The sequence below is a fragment of the Diaphorobacter sp. HDW4A genome (genome assembly GCF_011305995.1).
Taxonomy (GTDB): Bacteria; Pseudomonadota; Gammaproteobacteria; order Burkholderiales; family Burkholderiaceae_C; genus Diaphorobacter_A.
In genome coordinates this window covers 3,289,657-3,310,822 of record NZ_CP049910.1, presented here as the reverse complement: position 1 = coordinate 3,310,822, position 21,166 = coordinate 3,289,657, and the positions used below count along the sequence as shown (strand labels likewise).

The window sequence follows — 21,166 nt, the reverse complement described above, 5'->3', positions numbered from 1 at the left end:
GGTTGTCAGAGCGGCCCGCTGACCGTTGCTGCAGAGAGGTTCAGCAGAATCTCCTGTGCGCACTGGTGCAGCATGTTCGCCGCGCGCTGGCTCTCCAGAGTCTGAAAGCGCTGCAGCGACATCACGAAACCCAGCGACGCGAGGACATTGTGTTCCTCGCTCGTTACCGCGATGGCCAAACCGGCGTTCTGGCTGTCAAGCGCCCCCACGCTGGTCGCGTAGCCCGTCTTGCGGACATCCCTGAGCAGCAGGCTGAGGGCATCCAGCGTCTCTGCACCCGGGGTGTTCTGTGCTTCGTCGAGATTGGCCCCATGCAGCTTGCGCAGCGCGGGCTTGCCCAGAGCCGAGAGCAGCGCGAGCGATGCGGAGCCGCGAAACGTCGGCATGCGGCGGCCGCGTCCGTAGCTGGCGCGCATTTCTGTGTGGCTGGATTCGTAGTGAATCGTCAGCAGGTGCTGGCTGCTCAATGCGGTCAACGCGACATCACACTCGGCCTGCTCTGCGAGCTCGCGCATCGGGCGCGTGGCGGCCTGCAACAGCGGGTCTCCACGGCGCATCTGGTAGTCCAGTTCGATGATGCGCGTGCCCAGCACGTATTGCCCGGCAGCGGCGCTGCGCAGCAGGTCGCAGTCGCCCAACTCGCGCAGATAGCGATAGGCGGTGGGAATTGAGCAGTCCAGCCGCGTGGCAATCGATTCGGCGGTCCATACCGGCGTTTCGCTGGTGAACAGATCAAGGACCGCAAGCATTCGCGACAAACTGGACATACTTTCGTCAGATGGTGGGTGTATTGGCCGGAAACGTCGATTGTCTACTGAATCAGACGGCCGCCATCGATCACCAGATCGGCTCCTGTGATCATGCGTGCATCGTCCGATGCCAGGAAGGCGATGGAGGCCGCCACGTCATCCGGCGTGACGATGTCACCCATGGGGTTCATCGCGCGCACCGCAATCTGCGCAGCTTCCAGACTGCCGAACTGCCCGATCAGCTTCTGCTCGATCAGCGGTGTCCACACGTAGCCGGGGTGTACCGCGTTCACCCGCACCCGGTAGCCAAAGCGTGCGGCGCTCAAGGCGGCCTGTTTGGTCATGTTGGTCACGGCGGCCTTGCTCGCGCCGTAGGCCCCCGCATCTTTCGAGCCAACCTGGCTCGCGACCGATCCGAGGTTGACGATGCTGCCGCCGCGTGCATTGGATTTCATCGCACCGATGGCCGTCTGCAGGCCGAGGAACACGCCGTCCACGTTGATCGAAAAGACACGCTGCCATTCATCCAGCGGAATTTCGTCGAACGCATGCGCACCGCGCATCACCACACCCGCGTTGTTGACCAGTACATCGAGCGAGCCATGAAGCGCGATGGTTTTCGCAATCGCCGCTTTCCAGCTGGCTTGGCTGGTGACATCGAGGCGCACCACCTGAGGGTGCGGCAGCTCGCCGAAACAGGCATCGAAGCTGCCGGGCTGCGGCTCGGCCACGTCGCCGAGCACGACGTTCGCGCCTTCGCTGATGAGGCGATGTGCAATCGCCATGCCCATGCCGCCAAGGCCACCGGAAATGAAGGCCGTACGGCCGATAAGACGTTTCATTGCTGTTCTGCTTCTCAGGTAAAAATCACTCGGCCTGCATGCCGGCGTCGCGCATGATCTTGGTCCAGTAGGTCACTTCGCTGTTCAGGTACTGCCCGAATTCTGCGGGCGAATTGGTCTTTACGAGGATGCCTTGCGATGTGAATTTCTTCGCGATGCCGGCATCGTGCATGGCTGCGGTGATCACCTCATGCAGTTTGGCCACAACGGGCTCGGGCGTGCCGCGCTTGACTGCGGCGCCCCACCAGAAGGTCGGCACGATGGAGCCATAGCCCAGTTCCTTGAGCGTCGGCACGTCGGGCAGCAGCGGTGAGCGCTTGTCCGCACCGACGGCCAGCGCACGCACCTTCTGGCTGGTTGCGAGCGGTCCGGCGGTGGGCATGGCGTCGTACATGAAATCCACCTGCGCGCTGATCACATCGGCGAGCCCTGGCATGGAGCCGCGATAAGCGGCATGCGTCATCGGTGCCTTGATGTGGTCTGACAGCAGTGTGCCGAACAGATGACCGCCCGTGCCCACGCCCTGCGACGCGTAGCTCAGCGAATTCGGCTTGGCCTTGGCTGCCTTCACCAGATCGTCGAAGGTCTTGAACGGGCTCTTGTTGGGCACCACCACCAGCGCCGGAGCCTCCACGAGTTCGGTCACGGCCTGCAGATCCTTGCGTGGATCGTAGGAGAGCTTGGGGAACAGTCCGACATTGGTCGCGAGTGATGGCACGTCGCCGATGAACACCGTGTGCCCATCGGCGGGCAGGCCCTTGAGAAAGTTCATCGCGATCTGCGCTGCGCCGCCGGGGCGGTTTTCCACGATCACCGGCTGCTTGAGCGTGGTAGTCATGTAGGCACCAAGTTCACGTGCGAGCTGGTCGGTCAGGCCGCCGGCCGCATAAGGTACGACCAGCGTGATCGGCTTGCTCGGAAACCCGGACTGGGCGTGGGTTGCCGACATCGTCAGCGGCAGGGCGGCCATGGCGAGAGCGGTTTGAATGAACCTGCGGCGGTGGTGTGCTTGCATGGTGTCTGTCTCCTTGGATTGTTGTTTTGCGAAAGCGTCAGGCCGTCACAAGTTCATCGCGAATGCCATTGCGCAGTACGCCGATGGCATCGACTTCGATCTCGACCACATCGCCCGGCTTCATGAAGACCTGTGGCTCGCGCTTGTTGCCGACGCCTCCAGGCGTGCCGGTGACGATCACATCACCGGGCTGCAACGGGATGAAGGTGGAGATGTAGGCGATCTGGCGCGGAATGCTGTGGATCATCATGTCGGTCGTGGCTTCCTGCATGACTTGACCATTGAGGCGTGTGGTCAGGCGCATGTTCTGGTTGGCCGTGATCTCGTCGGATGTCACCATCCATGGGCCGAAGCCGCCGGTGCGCCAGAAGTTCTTGCCCGGGCCCCATTGCGAAGTGGCTACCTGCCAATCGCGGATGCTGCCGTCGTTGTAGCAGGCGTAGCCTGCGATATGGTCCCATGAGTCCGCCTCGCTGATGCGGCGACCGCCCTTGCCGATGACGATGGCGATCTCGCCCTCGTAGTCGAGACGATGCGATTCCGGCGGACGCACGATGTCCTTGCCGTGTGCCACCTGCGATTCGTTCACGCGCATGAAGATCACCGGGCATTCCGTGATCTGCTTGCCGGTTTCACGCACGTGCTCTCCGTAGTTCAGCCCGATGCAGAAGATCTGCCCGGGGTTGGGAATCACGGGCAGCAGATCGACGTCGGCAAGGGGCAGAAATTCCGTGGCTTGCTCGACATACACGCCCGCCTCGGCCAGCAGATCCTGTGCAATCAGCGACTTGAGGTCCGCAGCCCGGCTGCCGAAGGCTGGTGTGAGATCGACGATCCGGTCAGCGCCAAGGATGGCGCCGTAGTGTGCTGTGCCGTTGTGTTCGAAGCTGATGAGTTTCATGGTGCTGTCCTGAAGGGGGGAATGGCGTTGCTGGGGGAGGGAATGAAGTGAAATGACTGGCTTGGTTCAGGTGTCGCTCAGGCACCAACGGATGCAGCTGGAATGCCTTGGTCACGTGCCATGCGTTCCTGCATTTGCGCGCGCCATTCGCTGCGCGGCATGAAACGGGCCGAGTGGCGCGCAATGTGTTCGGCTTGCTGCATCACCGCCTCGTCCGAGCAGGCGAAATCGATGGGCTCACGCAGCGGCTGGATGCAGTACCAAGGCGTGTCCATGAAGACTTCCAGTCGATTGCCTTCCGGGTCGCGAAAGTACAGCGACACCGCATTGCCGTGCGTCGTGGCCTGCATGTCGGTTGCGCCCGCTGCGAGTGCTCTTTCGTGCACCAGCCGGAGATTGGCGAGGTCTGGCACCTGGAAGGAAATTTGATTGATCGGGTTGAATGGCAGGCCCTGTGCCGGGCGGCCCGAAACCAGCGCGATCTGGTGGTGCGTGTCTGGATCGCGGCTCAGAAAGATGAGCTGCACGGCACCCAGATCACCCCTGTCGGTTTCCGTGAACTGCAGCACATCCTTGTAGAAGCGAGCCACGCCTTCCAGATCACTGACATGAAAGCCAAAGTGGCTGAAGCTGACACTGACATGCTGCGAGGAATTCATTTGATATTTAGATCATATTCATATCGATAAAATTTATTTTAAATTAATAAATTATCAAAATACGATAAAAAACTAAATTAAAGGGTAAATACCTAGAGTGCAACGCGGTCATCGAGGTCACGGATTTTCGGATTGCATGAAATTTGAAATAATTGATATATCATTTATTTGAAAATACAACCATCCATGCCACTCCACGAAGCGCAAAGCTTGTCCCAGGTTCAGCAGAACATCATGTTCACGATGGGACAACTCAACCGGCAATGGCGTCGGGTAGTCGATCGCCGCCTGCGGCCTCTGGGACTGACGGAGGCGACCTGGTTGCCGCTGCTGCATCTGGAGCGGGCCACCGGGCCGATGCGGCAGAAGGATCTCGCCGCGTCGCTGGGGCTGGACAGTTCTTCCGTCGTGCGGCTGCTGGATGGTCTCGAGGAAGGCGGGTTGATCGCCCGCGCCGGGCATGTGGATCGCCGCGCCAAGACCATCGACATTACGCCCAAGGGGCAGGAGACCTTGCGGCATGTAAAGGAGTTGCTCACGCTGGACCGCCTCAAGCTGTTTTCGGGCGTGAGCCCCGCTCAGTTGACGGCTGCATTCGAGGTCATGCAAAGCATTGGCGCGCAGCTACAGTCGCTCGAACTGGTTGAGGGATCGCAGCCATGAGCGAACAACCGTCCGGCGCAGGCAACGTCGTTTCCGCCATCTCGCCCAAACGCGCGCCGCTCTGGCTGCTGGTGATGATCACGCTGAGCGGCACGCTCGCCATGCACATGTTCGTACCTGCGTTGCCCGATGCGGCGCGTGGGCTGCACACCAACAGCGCCGCCGTTCAGGCCACCATTGGCATCTACATTCTGGGCTTGGCATTTGGCCAACTGTTCTACGGGCCACTGTCGGATGCGCTTGGCCGCCGCCCCTTGCTCATGGTCGGGCTGTCGCTGTATCTCGGTGCTGGCATCGTCGCGGCGCTTGCGCCGAATGTGGAGACCTTGGTGCTCGCGCGGCTCTTTCAGGCACTGGGCGGTTGCGCGGGGCTGGCGCTTGGCCGTGCGATGGTGCGTGACACGACGAGTGCCGACGAGGCCGTGCGTGCCCTTGCGTTGCTCAATCTCATCATGATGGTGGGGCCGGGCCTTGCGCCCATCATCGGCTCCACGATGGTGGAGTTGGGCGGCTGGCGCATGGTGTTCGTGTTCTTATCGCTGCTTGGCGCGGCCACGCTGGTGCTGACATGGAAGAGAGTGCCGGAGACGGGCAGCCCGACCGGCGTGGTCAGCGTCACCGCGCTGGCGCGGGACTACACCTCGTTGCTCAAGTCCCCCAAGTACCTGGGCTATGCATTCGGCGGCGCCTGCGCGACGACATCGATCTACGCCTTCATCGCGGCAGCGCCTTTCGTGATTACCGAGCAGTTGCACCATCCCGTGCGCGACGTCGGCATCTCGCTCGGCATCATCATGATTGGCATGGGCATCGGCAATGCGGTCACCCGCCGCATGGTGCTCAACGTGCCGGTTGAGCGCTTGCTCGTCTTCGGCAACGGCCTGAGCATCGCCAGCGCGGCGATCTTTTTGATGCTGGAACTGCTCGGCTGGCTCAACTTGCCTGCCATCGTCGTGCTGATGCTGCTATTCGCCACCGGTTCGGGCACAGCCAGCCCCGCAGCGCTGTCCAAGACCTTGATGGTCGATGCACACCATGTCGGCTCAGCCGCCGGACTTTATGGCTTCTCGCAGATGGCGCTTGGCGCGCTGTTCACGCTGATGGTGGGTTGGGGAGACAACCCTGCGCTGTCTGCTGCGATCGTGCTGATCGGCGCCGCTGCTGCTGGGCAGGCAGGTGTGCAGTTTGCGATTCACCGGGAACGCATGGAAGCGCTCCATCAGTCGGCGGGCGACGGCCTTTGAACACGCTCACTTCTTCGCCGCAATCAGCGGCAAAGCGATCAGCGCGGTGGCTGCACACATCCACCAGACAGCGCTCCAGCCGGGCTCGGGTAGCCATTGGGCGACTGCTTGCGGCGTAGCGAAGTTGGCCAAAAAAACCAGTGTGTTGCAAAGCCCGAGCGCTGTGCCCGCGCGCGGCGCGCCTGCACGGGTGGCAAGCTCGGCATAGGCCACGCCGTGCCATGCAGAGACGCAGATGCCTGCAACCGCCATCCACACGGCGAGCGAGGTTCCACTAAGGCCAAGCGTCACGGCCATCGCAAGCACGGCAAACAGTGCGGCGCTGAGTCCAGCACAGGCGCGCAGGTATTCAATGCGATTGCCGCGCTGGTCGGTCCATCGGCCGCTCCAGACACGCATCACCATGGCGCCGATTTGCAAGGTCGCCATCGCGATGGCAATGCCCGTCATCGACACATGCGCGGCATCGTGCAGAAACACCGTTCCGAAAATCAGAATGGCGAATTGCGGCGCGCAGAGCAGGCCAATGCCCATTGATATGCGCCACACGGTAGGGCTTCGCAGTGCACTTGGCGGCATGGACTGATCGGCTCGCGCTTCGCGCTGATGCGCGGTTGCTGCAACGTCAGGCTGACGCACCCATGCCCACACCAGAATCGCAGCGAGCGCATTGAAAGCCGCCAGTGTTCCAAACAGGGTACCAAAGCCGTAGGTCGCTGCAAGCCATGGCATCGACAATGCCGCGAGCGCCCCGCCCAGTGGAATGGCGGTCTGTCGAATGCTCATCGCCAGACCGCGTTCGTTGGCGGCAAACCAGCTCATGATGGCGCGGCCGCTGGATCCGTTCACGCTTCCGCCCATCAACCCGACGATCAACATGGCACCGCAAAGTACTGCAAACGAAGGCGTGACGCCATCGTGCGGCACGACCTCAAAAGCCATGACGGCGAGCACCCCCACCGTGCTGAACAAGCCCGTAAGCAGCACCGGCCGATCACCCCAGGCATCGGTCAGCATGCCCCAGGGAAGTTCGCTGAGTGCAATGCCCAGACCCATCAGGCCCAGCGCCAGCGCGAGCGAGGCATTGTCGAGGGAGTAGCTGGTGCGCATCAGAATCGCGGTGAGTGGAAGGCCATTGATGACCACCGAGAAAGCCGTGTTGGCGAGTGTTCCTGCGGCAAGCACTTTCCAGCGGGTGGCGATGCGCGGAGTGGCACTGTGGCTTTGTTGAGGTCGGCATGGCGATGTGGAGCTGGGCATGATTGTCTGAGCGCGAAAGTAGCGGATGTGCTCAGTGTGAGGAGGGAAAATCATTTTGAAAATCAGATAATTCTGTTCAAATGGTTTTGAAAATCAGGATGATTGGATTCCATGTCGCATACCAATCTCGACATCGACGTGCTGCGCAGTTTCGCCACCGGCATCGCCGTAGGCAGCTTTGCGCAGGCAGCGGACAAGCTGGGCCGCTCCACATCGGCCGTGAGCGCACAACTCAAGAAGCTGGAGATGCAGGCCGGCACCCCGCTGTTGCGCAAGGCGGGCAGGGGGCTTGAATTGACCGAGGCGGGGCACGCGATGCTGGCCTACGCGCACCGGTTGCTGGAGCTCAATGACGAGGCGGTCGCTGCGGTGCGCGCGAGCGAGCTTCAAGGCATCGTGCGTCTTGGGCTGCCGGAAGACTTTGCGGAAAACATTCTTCCTTCGGTTCTGGGGCGCTTTGCGCGTGCGCATCCGCGTGTGCAGATTCAGGTGAGTGCGGGCAAAAGTCAGGAACTGCTCGCGCAATACGAAAGTGGGGCGCTGGATCTGGCGTTGGTGTGGGATCTTGGCGGGATACGCCGGGCCGATCCGCCGTCGGGCGTCCGTGTGCTTGCCACCCTGCCTTTGCACTGGATCGTGCCGTCCGGGACCTCGGGCATCGATCTGCGTGAACAGATCTGGTGGCCGCTGGTTGCGAACGGAAGGAGCAAATGCAAGGCCTCGGCTGCCGAGAACGCCTGGCAGGCCCTGCCGCTGGTGATGCTCAGCGAGCCTTGTCCCATGCGCAATTTGGTTACGCAGATTTTGAATCGCCATGGAGTCCCGTGGCGCAACGCGTTTTCAAGCGCCAGTCTCGCTGCTTCGTGGGCGGCTGTGGCTTCGGGATTGGGGATTGGCGTGCGTACCTCGCTGGGCCTGCCAGCGCATGTGCGCATGCTGGATGTTGCGGAGGCGCGCGCCTTGCCCGCGCTGCCGTCAATGGCGCTGCTGCAGCATTGCAAGAGTCGGCAATCGCAGGTGCTGCAGTTGGCGCAGTTGTTTGAGCAGGCGTTGACGTGACTTAGTCTTCTGGCTGCATCTGGTGCCCGTTGATTGCCCGGTACATCAACGGCCACATTGCCTGATGGGACTGCCGGAACCAGTTCAGGTGGCCGAGGTCCTTGAGCCCATGGTCTTGCGGGCGAATCTGAATCGATTGGCTTGGCGCCTTGGGAAAAGTGCGCAGGAGATCCTGCACGGTGGCGGTCGTCGCGATGCTGTCGTCGCTCGCGTAGAGAATCGTTATGGGCATTCGCACCTGCGCGTGGAAATCCTGCTCGGGATGCTGCCTTACCGCATTGGTGGCATAACCTCCAGCAGCACACCATTCGCCCCATTGCAGTCCAACCTTGGCGGGCAGGTTTTCGCCCAGGCCCAGAAAAGAGGTGGGCGCGTATCCCAGCAGCCGCACACCCAATGGAACGACGCAGCGCAGGCCAAAGCGCGCTTTGATCGAAAAGCCCCGTGGCATGCCGCCGAACCACCCGCTGGAAGATGAAACTCCCACCACGCGCGCGATGCTGGCGTGGTTGGGGAGCAGGCCCAGCATCTGGGCTCCGGCGCTGTTACCCACGAGAATGAGCTGCTCGGCACCGGTGTGTTGGAGCAGCCAGTTCACCGCCGCCGCCTGATCCTGTTGACCCCATTCGCTCAGGCTTGCCTTGCATTGGGCAAGTGGGCCCTGCAGTGACAGCCCGACGCCGCGGTAGTCGAACAGCAATACCGCATGCCCTTGTTCCGCTAGCCAACGCGCGAACCGTAGATAGAAATGTTGTTTGACGCCGGTAGCCGGAGCGATCAGCACGGGCAACTGCGCGCACGTGTGGTTGGATGCCGCGAGGAACTGACCTGATAGCACCTGGCCGTCTTGGCAGGTGAGCTGGACGGCTTGCGGCGACGCTTGGGCGGATGCGGTGGTGGCGTTCATGCTTCAAGCCTTGCGCGGTTGGGGTGATGTGGAAATCGGCAGGCTTTGAACGTGCGACAGCCAGCGGCTGACAACCTCCAACTCTTCGGTGGTGAAACCGCGCGACAGATCGGCGTTGATGCGCTTGAGTGCGGAGTGCAGGGCGGGCAATTGCTCGCGACCTGTGGGCAACAGCCACACGCGCTGCGTGCGTGCATCGAGTTCGCAGGACTTGCGCTGCACCCAGCCCAGCGCCTCCATGCGCTGGACCAGTCCCGATACGGCGGATGGCACGAGATCCAGCGCTTGCGACAGGGCACCCATGGTGGTGCCATCCTGCTTGGCAAGACTGAACAGCACTCCGGCCTGAGCGGGTGAGGGGGCGCTGCTGGCGTCAGCTGCAGCGTTAGCCTGCTCGGAAGCTACGCGTAACTGCAGGCGACGTTGGGCGCTGTTCAGCAGGTGTATGAAACGTGGGAGTCTGGACATGACGGAGGGGTTGGAATTTATTTCGCATGCGAATTATTTTCAAACCTTGCTTCGTCAGCTATCACGTCCGCGACACAGCGTGCGTGATGGGACTATCTTCTTCAAATGAGCAGCAATGGGCTGGTTCGGGCGCTACAACAACCACTCTATCGGCAGCCATCCCAGAAATCGCACCATCCCCCGGCTCCACCAGGTGGTGTGTGGCTCTTTGGTGTAGACAGTGGTGTTCGTGCCCATACCGCTCACCCACTGCAAATCGCCGTCTTTGTTCCGTTCGACGCGGTACGAAACCCGGGGCACCTCCTTGTCGAACACGTGGACGAGTTGTTGCGCCAGTTCCGGGCTGTCGATGAGAAAGCCCAGTTCGGTGTTGAGATGCGCCGAGCGTGGATCGAAGTTGAACGAGCCGACGAACAGGCGCTTGCCGTCGACGGCGAAGGTTTTGGCATGCAGGCTCGCGCCCGAGCTACCGAAGCGCTGGAAGAAGCGCTTCTCATGCTGTCCCGCATAGGTCGGGACGAGGCTGCGCATTTCATATAGCGTGACGCCGCATTCAAGCAAGTCTTTGCGGCGTTTGGCGTAGCCCGCATGCACGGCGGGAACATCGGTGGCTTCGATGGCGTTGGTGAGAACGCGTACCTTCACGCCTTCGCTAGCGAGCTTGCCGAAGGCGTCCACACCACCCTGACCGGGAACGAAGTACGCCGACACAAGATCGACGCTCGTGTCGATCTTTCCCAGCGCCTTTTCCAGTTGCGGGAGCAACAGATGCTCACGCGGTGCTTTGCCGAGACCCTTGGCGGGGTCGTCGGTCACCATCTTCACCTGCACCCACTGCAACGGCAAGGTGCGGTCCATGAGCTTGGCGACGAAAGGGCTTTGCTTGATGCTCTGCGCAAACTCCGATGCGCGCGGAGATTGCATCAGTTCAGCTGCGATGCTCTTGAGTTGCTCCAGATCACCGGGCTTGGGGGCGGGCAGCAGATCTTGTGCTTGGTAGGCGCTGGCGCTCTTCCAATAGGCATCGAACTGGGCTGACACATCCTTGGCCACGGGACCGATGGCGAGCACGTCGAGATCGGCGAACAGCTTGCCATCGGTGGCACCAAAGTATTCATCGCCCACATTGCGTCCGCCGATGATGGTGGCCTGGTTGTCCACCGTGAACGACTTGTTGTGCATGCGCCGATTGGCGCGCTTGGGCGAGATGACGTAGCTGAGCATCTTGGGCTTGCGAATCGTCATCGGGTTGAACAGGCGTACCTCGATGTTCTTGTGCGCGGCCATCGCGGCCAGTTCAGTATCGAGGCCCGAGGTGCCGACATCGTCGATCAACATGCGCACCCGCACGCCGCGTTCAGCTGCCGTGAGCAATTCGCCCAGCAGCATGGTGCCGGTGATGTCGTTGTGCCAGATGTAGTACTGCACATCCAGCGTGCGCTCAGCGGCGCGGGCCAGCAGGGTGCGTGCAGAAAATGCATCGTGCGGATCTTCCAGCGGGTGAATTCCCGTGGTGCCTGGATGCGCCTGCAACTCGGGCTCCACCGCTCTCCCGAGCCGGGTCTGCGCCGACTCTTCGGCGGACAACGCGTGCGAGACGCTACGGCCTTCGAGCGGCGGCAGGCCGCAGCCGAACAGCGACAGCAGGCACGCCACGCCAAGCGAAAGGCGAACGCCCTTGCTCGTCAGATGAAAAGGGTGGGTGCTGTGCGTTGCTGTGTGGATAGCGTTCGTTGGCATTGGCTGCGGTTGGAATGAAGAGGCTGCAGATGGAGTTGAATATGCGCCGAAAATATGTCGCCGCTACTGGCCTTCGGCAAGTTGCAGCAGTTCGCGCCAGCGCGCGACATCGACGGGTACGCCATGTTCCATCGAAAGCTTGCGCTGTTCGTAACGGCGTGTTCCGGGCAGACGTGATTGGCCCGCATCGCTCATGGCGGCGATCAGCGTTTCGCAGCGATCCGCAAAGTTCTGTCCGGATGTGAGGCTGGGGTCGATGGCGATGATGAGCTGTCCGGTATACGGTGTCTGCGCGCCGGGGTGCGTGCGCATGTCGAACTCGAAAGAAAAATTCCCACCCGTGAGCGCCGCCGCCAACACCTCTACCATCATTGACAGCGCCGAGCCCTTGTGCGCACCATGCTCGCCACCAAATGGGAGCAGCGCGCCGCCATCCAGAATCTCCTGCGGCTCGGTCGTGTGCTGCCCATGCTTGTCCACGCCGTAGCCTTGTGGCACAGAATGCCCGGCACGCGCAGCAATCTGGATATCGCCATGCGCAATCGCACTTGTCGCCAGATCAAACACCAGCGGCTCGCTACCCGCACGCGGCGCGGCAAACGCAATCGGATTGGTGCCGAACAGTGCCGATCGCCCGCCACTCGGCACCACACAAGCCATGCTGTTGACTACCGTGATGGCCACCAGCCCTTCATCACGCGCCAGCGGCTCCACATCCGGCCACAAGGCTGCAAAGTGGTGCGAGCGCCGAATCGCCAGCAGCGCAATGCCATTGCTGCGCGCCTTGGCAATCAACAGATTGCGAGCAGCCATCAGCGCCGGTTGAGCAAAACCATTTGCCGCATCAACAGCGATGAAACCGGGCGCTTTGTCGTCAACGATGGGCGTTGCCTTGCCATCGACCCAGCCGCTCTTGAGTGTGGAGACATACCCTGGAATGCGGAAAATGCCGTGACTCAGGGCCCCGTCACGTTGAGCTGTGGCGCAGTTGTCGGCAAGGATTGCCGCAACGTTGGTGCTGGTGCCGTGGCGCTCGAAGATCTGCTGCAATAGGGATCGCAGCTCATCGAAGGGGATAAGGACAGATTCAGGTGCGGAGACGGGCGATGGATGCATGCGGCAATCATATCGGTGCAACCATATGCCCCTTGTTCAGTGCACTGTCATCGCTGCTGGGTTTGTGCGCCCGCGGCGCAATCGGAACATGGCAAACCCCGCCAGCACGATGCTCAACAACACTAGCGCCCCTTCGCGGACCGTTGGAACTGGCGTTGCCGCAATCGGTGCGGTTTTGTTCAGCTTGTTCTCAAAGCTTGCGCTGCTGGTGGTCTGCACCGGGTTGATCGATTGGTCGGCGGGCAAGGCACCCCAGACATAGCCATCCGGAGCTGCGGGAAGCGAAGGCTGCTCACCAATCGCGCAGCTTGCCCCCATCGGAACGCTTGTGATCGATCCTGTACCGCTACTGGCTGCATTCAACGCCACCGCTCCCGTGAACGAGCCATCAACACCGCAATTGGCAATGAAATTGAAGGTGCCGGTGACGCCCGCGCTTGGACCACCAGTCACCGTCTTGGTCAATCCCATGGTCATCAGAAGACGCGAAAGGGTGTTGTTGAAGGACGCAGGTGGACCACCAGGCTGCACATCAGCAATCGTCTGCGGCGCTGGCAAGGCTCCCCAAATGTAGTTCTGGGGTGGTGTGGGCAGGGATGGGTCTTCGTTGATCGTACAACTCGCACCTTGTGGAACGTTGGCGATGCTTCCTGTACCACTGCCATTCGCTGCGAGCATCACTGATCCGGCATGCTGCCCGTCGGTACCGCAGTCGGCTGTGAAATGGAAGACACCGCCGCCTGTACCGGTTGCCGGCCAACCGGTTACGTTCTTGTTCAGCGCAATGGATGTGAGGCTGCGCCGCAGGGTGTTCGTGATATTGGCTGTGGTGACAGCGGGCGCGGCCTGCATGGTCTGCGTAGTGCTCGGCAGCGTGGTTTCCACCCATTCATGATTGGCTGGAGCCGAAGGGCGGATGGTTTCCGTCACGACGCATGAACCGTTTGGCACCACGGGAGCAACCGGGGTTGAACCGCTTCCAGCTGTGTCGACTGCCACGTTGGTGGTCTTGGCAGGCATCACCTGATTGGTATCGCTGGTGCAAGCCACGTCCATGCCGAATTGCATTGCGCTCAAATCGCTGACCACGGAGCCCGGTTGCCATGCAACGTTCTTGGCAACGGTGATCGAGCCAGCCGTGCATGTGAGTTGCGCGGTGGCAGGGTTGTTGAATTGGCCCTGGTCCGTGGAGAAGCCTGCTCCTGCTCCGGGTGTGATGGTGTTGGTGCGCACGTTATTTGGCGCTACGCAGTCATTGATGTTGGCGATTGGCCATTGCACCTTCACGGTCACGGAGCAGCCAGCCGGGGGGGCAGTGCCACCCGTGAGGGTGATGGAGTTTGTGCCCGCAGCTGCCGTCAATTGAGCTGCGCCGCAGTTGTGGGAGGCAGAGTTGTCCGCGATGATCAAGGGGGCCGGCAGCGTGTCGGAAATGCTCACTCCGGTGGTATCGCCTTGAGGAATACCGGCGACGTTGATGGTGAGTGTGGAAACGCCGCCCGGAGTCACGCTCACAGGCGTGAAGGTTTTGGAGACAACGGGAGTCCAGCACCCGCCACCGGTGGACAGCAGCGCGGTGAAGGCGGGGCGCAGCTTGCCTTGGTTGGTGAGACCAGTGTTGTTGGGATTTCCGATACCGTTGTCGCCACCGAAGTAGTTGCGGAATTCGAACATGCTTATGTCCGCACTCGCGGCGATGCACGCTCCTTTGCCTGAATAGGACTGCGAGCCGGGAATCACAACCGTGTAGACGTTGTTGACCAGCGTTCCATTCAGCGGCATTGGATCGCCATTTTGAACAAAGAGCACATTGGCCGCCGGCACATTGTTCATGTAGAAGAAATATCCCCCACGCACCTGCTGCGCACCACCGAAATTGCTGGCATATACGGAGTTGGTATTGAGCGCCAGCGGAGTGTCATAACCGATTGGAGCGCTGGCAGAAACTGTGATGCCGGCTGCAGTCTGCAAGACATTGATCAGATCCGTCGCCGCAGCGCCGTCGCTTGCGCCGCCTGTGTCATAAAACAGCGCAAAAGCATCTGCCCAACGGTTCTGCATTGCGTCGCTAAGGACTTGAGCATTGCCCGGATCAAACGCATAGGCCAGCCGGTTCACCAGCACCAGATCAAAGTTTCCGGCGGTGAAATAGGCTTGCGTCAGAGTTCCCGGCGTTTGCATCGTGCTCAGGTGTGAGACGTTATCGCCGGGGGCAGTGAATTCGATGATTTCATTATTCACCGAATCAACGGAATCTGGCGAAACGCCCAGTTGAGAATTGGTCGAGAGCACCAGAATGTTTCTCGCATTGGCGTTGGCGAGCAGCGCCATGCAAAGAAACAACCCCACCCACCAATGCGCGCGCAGCAAGCCAGCGGCGATTCGATCCGTTGCACCCATGCTTGTCCTTCTCTTTTTTCTCTGTGTATTCGTATGACTGCCAGTCAAACACTGACGTTGAAAACGATTGCCAAAGACAATCAATGTCGCGTTGGATTATGGCAATGACCATGATGACTGGCGATGTTACCAATTTTCACGTTTGCATTTGTGAATTCGCGTGTTCGCACGAATGTGGGCAACTCGTCTGACGGGGGGCAGGTTTGGGAAACCGCATCGAAAGCTAATTGCGCATGCGGGGCGCAGGCCGCCCTTGCACATCTGCCAGCGCCCAAGGGCTGGCAGATATCTGTACCAGTCACGGATCTGAAGGGGCGATGGGCAAGTCGGCGCCCACCGCATGCTTTCGAGCATTGGTGCGTCAGCGGCCCGCTCAATCCCCCATCACCACCCCTTCACGCCGAGGATCCGCGCCGCCCAGCCACATCTGCTTGCCATGCACATTGGCACGGGTGATGGCTTGAAGACCGCTGGTCATGTTCATTTCGCGCACTTCGGCTCCGCGTGCGCGCAGGGCTTCTACGGTGGTGGATGGGAAGCGGTTTTCCTCCAGCATGGTCGGGCCGTTGAGTGAGCCGAAGTTGGGCAGGTTGATGGCTTGCTGCGGCGTGAGTCCCCAGTTGAAGATGCCGTACAGCAGCTTGCTGGTGTAGGGAATGATCACCGCGCCGCCGGGGCTACCGCCGCTCATCAGCAGCTCACCGGTGGCCTTGTCGAAGACTAGGGTGGGAGCCATGGAAGAACGGGGGCGTTTTCCGGGCTGGACGCGGTTGGCGATGGCTTGGCCGTTGGCGTCTTTGGGGGCGAAGCTGAAATCAGTCAACTCGTTGTTGAGCAGAAAGCCCTTGACCATCTGGCGTGAGCCGAACTGGTCTTCGATGGTGGTGGTCATCGCCACTGAGTTGCCGTTGGCGTCCACCACGCTGATGTGGCTGGTGCCGTGCTCGATCTGGTCGGGCATGCTGGCATAGCTCACCTTGGTGCCGCCGGGCGTTCCGGGCTGGGCAATCTTCATGCTTTGTGCGCCGATGAGCTTGGCGCGGCTGGCTAGGTAGGCCGGATCGATCATGCTCATCCAGCTGCCGCCGGGCGGTTGCACGAAGTCCGGATCGGCCACGTACAGATTGCGGTCAGCAAACGCCAGGCGCGACGCTTCGTTGTAGAGATAAAGCCAATCGGCGCCTGGCACGCGTCCCTTGGGATCACCTTCACCCGCTAGCCCGGGTTGCAGCGGCTTGGTGGCTGCATCGGTGTTGCTGAGGATGCCCAGGATCTGCGCCACGGCAATCGCGCCGGAGCTCGGTGGCGGGAAGCCGCACATGCGATAGGCCTTGCTGGCCACGGTGTAGTCGCTGCACAGGGCTTCGCGTTTCTTCGGCTGGTAGTTGGCCAGATCGGCCATCGTCATCGCGCCGGGATTGGTGGGGTGGCTGTTGACCTTGTCCACGATGGCCTGCGCTACCTCGCCGCTCAAGAGCGCCTTGGAACCATCTTTGGCGATGGCGCGCAGCACCTTGGCGAGCTCGGGGTTCTTGAGCACATGTCCGACCGGCCAAGGCTTTCCGCTCGCATCAAAGAAATAGGCGCGTGCCACCGGGTCGTTCTGCAGGTACTTTTCGTTATTGAGCAGCGTGTTCAATCGCAAACTCACCTTGAAGCCGTTTTCAGACAGCGCAATGGCGGGCTCGAACAGCGTGGCCCAAGGCATCTTGCCGTGTTCCTTGTGCGCCAGCTCCAGCATGCGCACGGTGCCCGGAACACCGACAGATCGGCCGCCCACAACGCCTTCGATGAAGGGCATGGGCTTGCCGTCTTTGCCGATGAAGAGATCTTCCGTAGCGGCTGCGGGCGCAACTTCGCGGCCATCGTAGGCTTCGACTTTGCTTCCCGTGCCATACAGCAAAAACGCACCGCCGCCGATGCCGCTCGATTGCGGCTCCACCAGCGTCAGCACCATCTGCACGGCGATGGCTGCATCGATGGCTGAGCCCCCCGCTTTGAGGACTTGGTAGCCCGCATCGGTTGCCAACGGATTGGCGGCAGCTACAGCGAATTTTCCGGTTGCCCAACCGGGTTTGTCGATCCAGCCTGAAGACCCCTCGGGCTGATCGGGCACGGCGTATTTGAGGTTGGGAGCGCTGGAGCATGCACCGAGCAGCAAAGCCGCTGCGGAAGACAAGAACACGGAGGCGCTGCGGGATGCTTGCTTGAACGCGAAAGGCATGGTCATGTCTCCTGTGGGTACGACAAACGATGCCCACATCCTACGTCATGCGAGTCAGTCCGCAAACCAGCGTGCCCGAATCGTTCGCGGGCATCTCCAGAACGTTCTTGGCGTTGGAGACTTCCACATCGCGTGGTAGCGCAACACCGTTCTTCACCGCGAGAATCTCGGCCATCACGCTGACCGCGATCTCTGCGGGCGTCTTGCTGCCGATGTAGATGCCGATGGGGCCGCGCAGGCGCGCAAGGCTTTCCTCGGTCTCGTCGAAGTGCTCGATCATGCGGTCGTGCCGCGCTTGGTTGTTGCGGCGCGAGCCGATGGCACCGACGTAGAACGCATCGGTCTTGAGTGCCTCGAGCAGCGCCAGATCGTCGAGCTTGGGGTCGTGCGTGAGCGCGACAACGCAACTGCGGCGGTCGGGCTTGAAGGCGAGCACCACGTCGTCGGGCATGTCGCTCACGACCTTGGCAGCCGCCACGCTCCACGCGCCGCGATATTCCTCGCGCGGGTCGCACACGGTCACCGCGAAACCGCTGAAAAGAGCCATCGTTGCTAGGTATTCGGTGAGCTGACCGGCACCGATCAGCAGCATGCGGTATTCGGGGCCGAAGGTGTTGATGAGCTGGCGGTCGGTGAGCTCGAGCTCGGTGGGGGCGGCAGCCGTGGTCAGCGTGACAGCGCCATCGGAAAGGTGCACGACGCGCTCGACCAGTTGACCCGATTCCAGCAAACGCACCAGTTCAGCAAGCTGGCCGAGGTCGGGGTCGTATTCGAGCAGCAGCTCGAGCGTGCCGCCGCAGGGCAGTCCGAATCGGTGGGCCTCGTCGGCGGTGACGCCGTATTTCACGAAGCCGGGCGCGCCGCTTGGCATGGCCTTTTCGCCTTGGGGAGCGTTTGCAGGAACGGCATTCGCGTAGGCCTGCGTGTAGCGGTAGATCAGGTCGTCTTCGATGCAGCCGCCCGAGACCGAGCCGACGACCGCACCGTCTTCGCACAGCGCCATGATCGAGCCGATGGGGCGGGGCGACGATCCCCAAGTGCGCACCACCGTGGCGAGCAGCGCACGCTTGCCCACTTGGCGCCAGTCGCGCAATTGCCTGAGGACCATGACATCGAGGTTTTCCATGGGGCTCATTTTCCTGCGGGAGAAAGGCCCTTGCTGTCAACCGTCATTCGGATCCGAGGTGTCGTCTTTCTTGCCGAGGCCGATCTTCTTCATCAGCCCGCTCATCATTCCAGGCTTTTCGGCGGTGGCCTCTTCATCGGGCGGTGGCCCGAGGCGGCGCTGCATTTCCTTGTCAAAGCGTTTGAAGAAATCCTCGGCCAGTGACTTGGCCGCGCCGTCGATCAGCCGTTGGCCGAGCTGCGCGACCTTGCCTCCCACCTGTGCGTTCACGGTGTAGGTGAGTTCGCAGCCTTCATCGTTAGGATTCAACTGCACCTTGGCGCTGCCTTTGCCAAAGCCTGCCGCGCCACCCTGGCCGTCGAAGGCGATGGTGTAGCTTTGGGGTGGTGCGATGTCGCTGAGTGTGATTTGCCCGGAGAACTTGGCCGACACCGGTCCGATCTTGAGCGCCATGCCGACGGCGTATTGGTTCTCGCCCGTGGCCTCGACGCGGTCGCAGCCCGGTATGCAGAGCTTGAGCACCTCGGGGTCGTTCAGCGCGTCCCAGGCCTGCTGCTGGGTGACGGCGAGTTGGCGGCTTGATTGCATGTCCATGAGGGGCTCCTTCTCGTCTTGTCCATCATTCCAATCGGGGCAGCGACAGCAAACGTGCCAAGCTGTCCGCCAGATCGTGCAGGCTCTGCAGGTTGTGCACGGCGAGCATGGCATCGGCGCGTGCATGCAACTGCGACGCGCCGCGCGCAAGCGGTGCATAGCCTTCGTAGCGCAGCAAGGGGTTGAGCCACAACAGCGCGCGGCTGTGGCGCTGGAGCCAGCCGAGTTCGAGCGCGAGCTGCGCGGGCTCGCCGGTGTCCAGCCCATCGCTGATCAGCAGCACCAACGTGCGCCGTCCTGTGAGTCTCCGGGCATGGTGCTGACGCAGCGCGGCAAGCGAATCGCCCAGCCGCGTGCCACCACCGAAGTCCGCGATGAGTGCATTGCAGGTTGTGAGCATTGCGTCGGGGTCGCCGAGCGCAAAGGCAGGCGTCAGATCGCTCAGCCCGGTCCCGAAGGCGAACACGTCGCGGCGCACGTTGCGACCATTCACCGCACGCGTGGCCGCATGCAGAAACGCGAGCAGCAGGCGTGCATAGCGTTCCATCGAGCCCGATACATCCACCAACACGAGGAGCGGCAGCGGCTTGCGTTGGCGCTGCAGGCGCGGCAGGCGCAGCGGCTCGCCGCCGGTGCGCATGGCTTCGCGCATTGCACCGCTCCAGTGCGGCCGGTGTCCGCGTGCGGCTGGCTGCATGCGCCGCGTTGCGTAGGTGGGAATGGGCAGGGCGATATCGCGTGCAAGCCGTTCCACCAGTTTGAATTCGCTCGCGCTCAGCGCGTTGAAGTCGGCGTGCTTCAGCCGCTCGTTGTCGCTTGCGGTCATCGCGGCGTCGAACTGCAGCTTGTCTTCCTTCACCGGTTCTGATTTCGTTTGCGGCCTTGGCGGCGCGAGCGCCTCGCTCACGCGCGGCTTGCGCTGCGCGGGTTCGGGGCGGGTTTCGGTGTGTGGCAGCATCTGGCTCAGTAACTTGTTGGCGATGTCGGGGTTGCGGAACATCGCATCAAACAGCTCGGAGAACACTGCGCGGTCCTGCTCGCGGCTGATCAGCACGGATTGCAGTGCGGCCTGCAGATCGGGTTTGCGTTCTATTCCGACGAGCTGCGCCGCATCGCAGGCTGTGGCCATGCGCGCGCTGTCGAGCGGCACTCCGGCTCGGCGCAGCGCGCGGCCGAGCGCGAAGATCTGCTCGGGCAGCTTGCCGCTGCGTGCATCGCCAAGCGGGGAGGCGTGGGTGGTGTTCATGGCGCTGATGGCTCTGGAGCCAGCAGTTCGCCCGCCAGCTCGCGTGTGAGTGCGGCCACATCGTCGCGCTGTTTGAACAGAATACCGGCGGTGCCGGTGACGATCTCTGGGTCCAGCGTGAGTGTGTCGAGCGCGACCAGCGCTTTGGCCCATTCCACGCTTTCGGCAATTGCCGGTGTGCGCTGGAACGCGCTCGAAAATGGCTGGCTGCGCAGGCGATAGATGAACAGCGCTATCTGCTCGGTGAGCGCCGCGCTCGCGCCCGGCACCAGCGCGCGCAGGATGGCGAGTTCGCGTTTGCGCTCGGGGTAGTCGAGCCAGTGATAGAGGCAGCGACGCTTGACTGCGTCGTTCAGCTCGCGCGTGCGGTTGCTGGTGAGGATGGTCAGCGGCGTGCTGGCCGCCGTGATCGTGCCGATCTCGGGAATGCTGACTTGGTACTCACCGAGGTATTCGAGCAGGAACGCCTCGAACGGCTCGTCCGCGCGATCCACTTCGTCAATGAGCAGCACCGCACCGGGCATGGGGGCCTGTAGCGCTTGCAGCAGGGGCCTGCGGATGAGATAGCGCTGCTGGTAAATCTCGCGCTCCAGCTCGTGCACGCCCTCACTGCCCGCATGCACGCTTTCCGCCGCACGCATGTGCAGCATCTGCGCGGCGTAGTTCCATTCGTAGAGCGCGTCCCGCAGCTCCATGCCGTCGTAACACTGCAGGCGGATCAGTTCGCGTTGTAGCGCTCGCGAGAGCGCCTTCGCTAGTTCGGTTTTGCCGACGCCGGGCTCGCCTTCGAGCAGCAGCGGGCGCTGCAGTTTGACAGCGAGAAACACCGATGTCGCGAGCTGGCGGTCGGCAAGATAGCCCACATCGGCCAGAGCTTGCACCACGCCATCGATGGATTCAAAGCCCGCGGTGGACGATGTCGTGCTGCCTTCGCTCATGCCGGATCCGCTTTG

General features: G+C 61.8%; 19 protein-coding genes. 3 read left to right on the top strand and 16 right to left on the bottom strand.

All coding sequences use genetic code 11. The annotated features are described in order from the left end of the window. Positions 1-5 precede the first annotated feature (5 nt). The 5 genes from G7047_RS15100 to G7047_RS15080 form a co-directional block, all read right to left on the bottom strand. On the bottom strand, positions 6-749 hold the full coding sequence (locus G7047_RS15100) for an IclR family transcriptional regulator (protein WP_166306972.1): 744 nt from the start codon (positions 747-749) through the stop codon (positions 6-8). A 62-nt stretch (positions 750-811) separates the two neighbouring features. Then, on the bottom strand, positions 812-1,591 hold the full coding sequence (locus tag G7047_RS15095) for an SDR family NAD(P)-dependent oxidoreductase (RefSeq protein ID WP_166306969.1): 780 nt from the start codon (positions 1,589-1,591) through the stop codon (positions 812-814). A gap of 25 nt (positions 1,592-1,616) precedes the next feature. Further along, entirely contained in the window at positions 1,617-2,606 is a 990-nt protein-coding gene (locus G7047_RS15090) for a tripartite tricarboxylate transporter substrate binding protein (RefSeq protein ID WP_240939136.1), read from the bottom strand. Positions 2,607-2,643: 37 nt separating this feature from the next. Next, on the bottom strand, positions 2,644-3,507 hold the full coding sequence (locus G7047_RS15085) for a fumarylacetoacetate hydrolase family protein (RefSeq protein ID WP_166306966.1): 864 nt from the start codon (positions 3,505-3,507) through the stop codon (positions 2,644-2,646). 77 nt (positions 3,508-3,584) lie between these two features. Then, on the bottom strand, positions 3,585-4,166 hold the full coding sequence (locus G7047_RS15080; protein ID WP_166306963.1) for a VOC family protein: 582 nt from the start codon (positions 4,164-4,166) through the stop codon (positions 3,585-3,587). Between the two features lie 234 nt (positions 4,167-4,400). On the opposite strand from G7047_RS15080, the gene G7047_RS15075 reads away from it, so the two are divergent. Both G7047_RS15075 and G7047_RS15070 read left to right on the top strand, forming a co-directional pair. Then, a complete protein-coding gene (locus tag G7047_RS15075; RefSeq protein WP_240939135.1) occupies positions 4,401-4,829 on the top strand; it encodes a MarR family winged helix-turn-helix transcriptional regulator in 429 nt (142 codons plus the stop codon). Further along, positions 4,826-6,073, top strand: a complete 1,248-nt coding sequence (locus G7047_RS15070) for a multidrug effflux MFS transporter (RefSeq protein WP_166306957.1) — start codon at positions 4,826-4,828, stop codon at positions 6,071-6,073. Before G7047_RS15075 ends, G7047_RS15070 begins: the two co-directional genes overlap by 4 nt. Positions 6,074-6,079: 6 nt before the next feature. Here G7047_RS15070 and G7047_RS15065 read toward each other — a convergent pair whose 3' ends face one another. After that, positions 6,080-7,333, bottom strand: a complete 1,254-nt coding sequence (locus G7047_RS15065) for an MFS transporter (protein ID WP_166306954.1) — start codon at positions 7,331-7,333, stop codon at positions 6,080-6,082. Between the two features lie 111 nt (positions 7,334-7,444). Here G7047_RS15065 and G7047_RS15060 point away from each other — a divergent pair, with 111 nt between their 5' ends. Further along, positions 7,445-8,392, top strand: a complete 948-nt coding sequence (locus G7047_RS15060) for a LysR substrate-binding domain-containing protein (RefSeq protein ID WP_166306951.1) — start codon at positions 7,445-7,447, stop codon at positions 8,390-8,392. 1 nt (position 8,393) lies between these two features. Here G7047_RS15060 and G7047_RS15055 read toward each other — a convergent pair whose 3' ends face one another. From G7047_RS15055 to G7047_RS15010, 10 genes are all read right to left on the bottom strand, one after another. Beyond that, positions 8,394-9,299 (bottom strand): alpha/beta fold hydrolase, encoded by a 906-nt coding sequence (locus G7047_RS15055; RefSeq protein WP_166306948.1) that lies wholly within the window; start codon positions 9,297-9,299, stop codon positions 8,394-8,396. 3 nt (positions 9,300-9,302) lie between these two features. Further along, the gene (locus G7047_RS15050) at positions 9,303-9,767 is read right to left on the bottom strand and encodes a MarR family winged helix-turn-helix transcriptional regulator (protein ID WP_166306945.1); all 465 of its coding nucleotides are present in this window, start codon (positions 9,765-9,767) and stop codon (positions 9,303-9,305) included. A gap of 132 nt (positions 9,768-9,899) precedes the next feature. Continuing rightward, positions 9,900-11,507 (bottom strand): phospholipase D family protein, encoded by a 1,608-nt coding sequence (locus tag G7047_RS15045; protein WP_166306942.1) that lies wholly within the window; start codon positions 11,505-11,507, stop codon positions 9,900-9,902. 63 nt (positions 11,508-11,570) lie between these two features. Continuing rightward, positions 11,571-12,623: an Ldh family oxidoreductase gene (locus G7047_RS15040; RefSeq protein ID WP_166306939.1), complete on the bottom strand. Its 1,053-nt coding sequence runs from the start codon at positions 12,621-12,623 to the stop codon at positions 11,571-11,573. 36 nt (positions 12,624-12,659) lie between these two features. Beyond that, positions 12,660-15,023 (bottom strand): DUF5979 domain-containing protein, encoded by a 2,364-nt coding sequence (locus G7047_RS15035; protein ID WP_166306936.1) that lies wholly within the window; start codon positions 15,021-15,023, stop codon positions 12,660-12,662. A 373-nt stretch (positions 15,024-15,396) separates the two neighbouring features. Continuing rightward, a complete protein-coding gene (locus tag G7047_RS15030; protein ID WP_166306933.1) occupies positions 15,397-17,247 on the bottom strand; it encodes a gamma-glutamyltransferase family protein in 1,851 nt (616 codons plus the stop codon). Between the two features lie 40 nt (positions 17,248-17,287). Further along, on the bottom strand, positions 17,288-18,373 hold the full coding sequence (locus G7047_RS15025; RefSeq protein ID WP_166306930.1) for an XdhC family protein: 1,086 nt from the start codon (positions 18,371-18,373) through the stop codon (positions 17,288-17,290). Positions 18,374-18,409: 36 nt separating this feature from the next. Beyond that, a complete protein-coding gene (locus tag G7047_RS15020; RefSeq protein ID WP_166306927.1) occupies positions 18,410-18,967 on the bottom strand; it encodes a CoxG family protein in 558 nt (185 codons plus the stop codon). A 25-nt stretch (positions 18,968-18,992) separates the two neighbouring features. Beyond that, complete coding sequence (locus G7047_RS15015) at positions 18,993-20,213, bottom strand: VWA domain-containing protein (RefSeq protein ID WP_166306924.1); 1,221 nt, start codon at positions 20,211-20,213, stop codon at positions 18,993-18,995. Further along, entirely contained in the window at positions 20,210-21,151 is a 942-nt protein-coding gene (locus tag G7047_RS15010; RefSeq protein ID WP_166306921.1) for a MoxR family ATPase, read from the bottom strand. Before G7047_RS15010 ends, G7047_RS15015 begins: the two co-directional genes overlap by 4 nt. Positions 21,152-21,166: the final 15 nt, after the last annotated feature.

Coding starts and splice junctions, on each gene's coding strand:
- G7047_RS15040 (WP_166306939.1), bottom strand. CDS start 12,623: ATGCATCCATCGCCCGTCTCCGCACCTGAATCTGTCCTTATCCCCTTC.
- G7047_RS15045 (WP_166306942.1), bottom strand. CDS start 11,507: ATGCCAACGAACGCTATCCACACAGCAACGCACAGCACCCACCCTTTT.
- G7047_RS15065 (WP_166306954.1), bottom strand. CDS start 7,333: ATGCCCAGCTCCACATCGCCATGCCGACCTCAACAAAGCCACAGTGCC.
- G7047_RS15095 (WP_166306969.1), bottom strand. CDS start 1,591: ATGAAACGTCTTATCGGCCGTACGGCCTTCATTTCCGGTGGCCTTGGC.
- G7047_RS15010 (WP_166306921.1), bottom strand. CDS start 21,151: ATGAGCGAAGGCAGCACGACATCGTCCACCGCGGGCTTTGAATCCATC.
- G7047_RS15085 (WP_166306966.1), bottom strand. CDS start 3,507: ATGAAACTCATCAGCTTCGAACACAACGGCACAGCACACTACGGCGCC.
- G7047_RS15050 (WP_166306945.1), bottom strand. CDS start 9,767: ATGTCCAGACTCCCACGTTTCATACACCTGCTGAACAGCGCCCAACGT.
- G7047_RS15055 (WP_166306948.1), bottom strand. CDS start 9,299: ATGAACGCCACCACCGCATCCGCCCAAGCGTCGCCGCAAGCCGTCCAG.
- G7047_RS15025 (WP_166306930.1), bottom strand. CDS start 18,373: ATGGAAAACCTCGATGTCATGGTCCTCAGGCAATTGCGCGACTGGCGC.
- G7047_RS15100 (WP_166306972.1), bottom strand. CDS start 749: ATGCTTGCGGTCCTTGATCTGTTCACCAGCGAAACGCCGGTATGGACC.
- G7047_RS15015 (WP_166306924.1), bottom strand. CDS start 20,213: ATGAACACCACCCACGCCTCCCCGCTTGGCGATGCACGCAGCGGCAAG.
- G7047_RS15080 (WP_166306963.1), bottom strand. CDS start 4,166: ATGAATTCCTCGCAGCATGTCAGTGTCAGCTTCAGCCACTTTGGCTTT.
- G7047_RS15090 (WP_240939136.1), bottom strand. CDS start 2,606: ATGCAAGCACACCACCGCCGCAGGTTCATTCAAACCGCTCTCGCCATG.
- G7047_RS15070 (WP_166306957.1), top strand. CDS start 4,826: ATGAGCGAACAACCGTCCGGCGCAGGCAACGTCGTTTCCGCCATCTCG.
- G7047_RS15020 (WP_166306927.1), bottom strand. CDS start 18,967: ATGGACATGCAATCAAGCCGCCAACTCGCCGTCACCCAGCAGCAGGCC.
- G7047_RS15060 (WP_166306951.1), top strand. CDS start 7,445: ATGTCGCATACCAATCTCGACATCGACGTGCTGCGCAGTTTCGCCACC.
- G7047_RS15030 (WP_166306933.1), bottom strand. CDS start 17,247: ATGCCTTTCGCGTTCAAGCAAGCATCCCGCAGCGCCTCCGTGTTCTTG.
- G7047_RS15035 (WP_166306936.1), bottom strand. CDS start 15,023: ATGGGTGCAACGGATCGAATCGCCGCTGGCTTGCTGCGCGCGCATTGG.
- G7047_RS15075 (WP_240939135.1), top strand. CDS start 4,401: ATGTTCACGATGGGACAACTCAACCGGCAATGGCGTCGGGTAGTCGAT.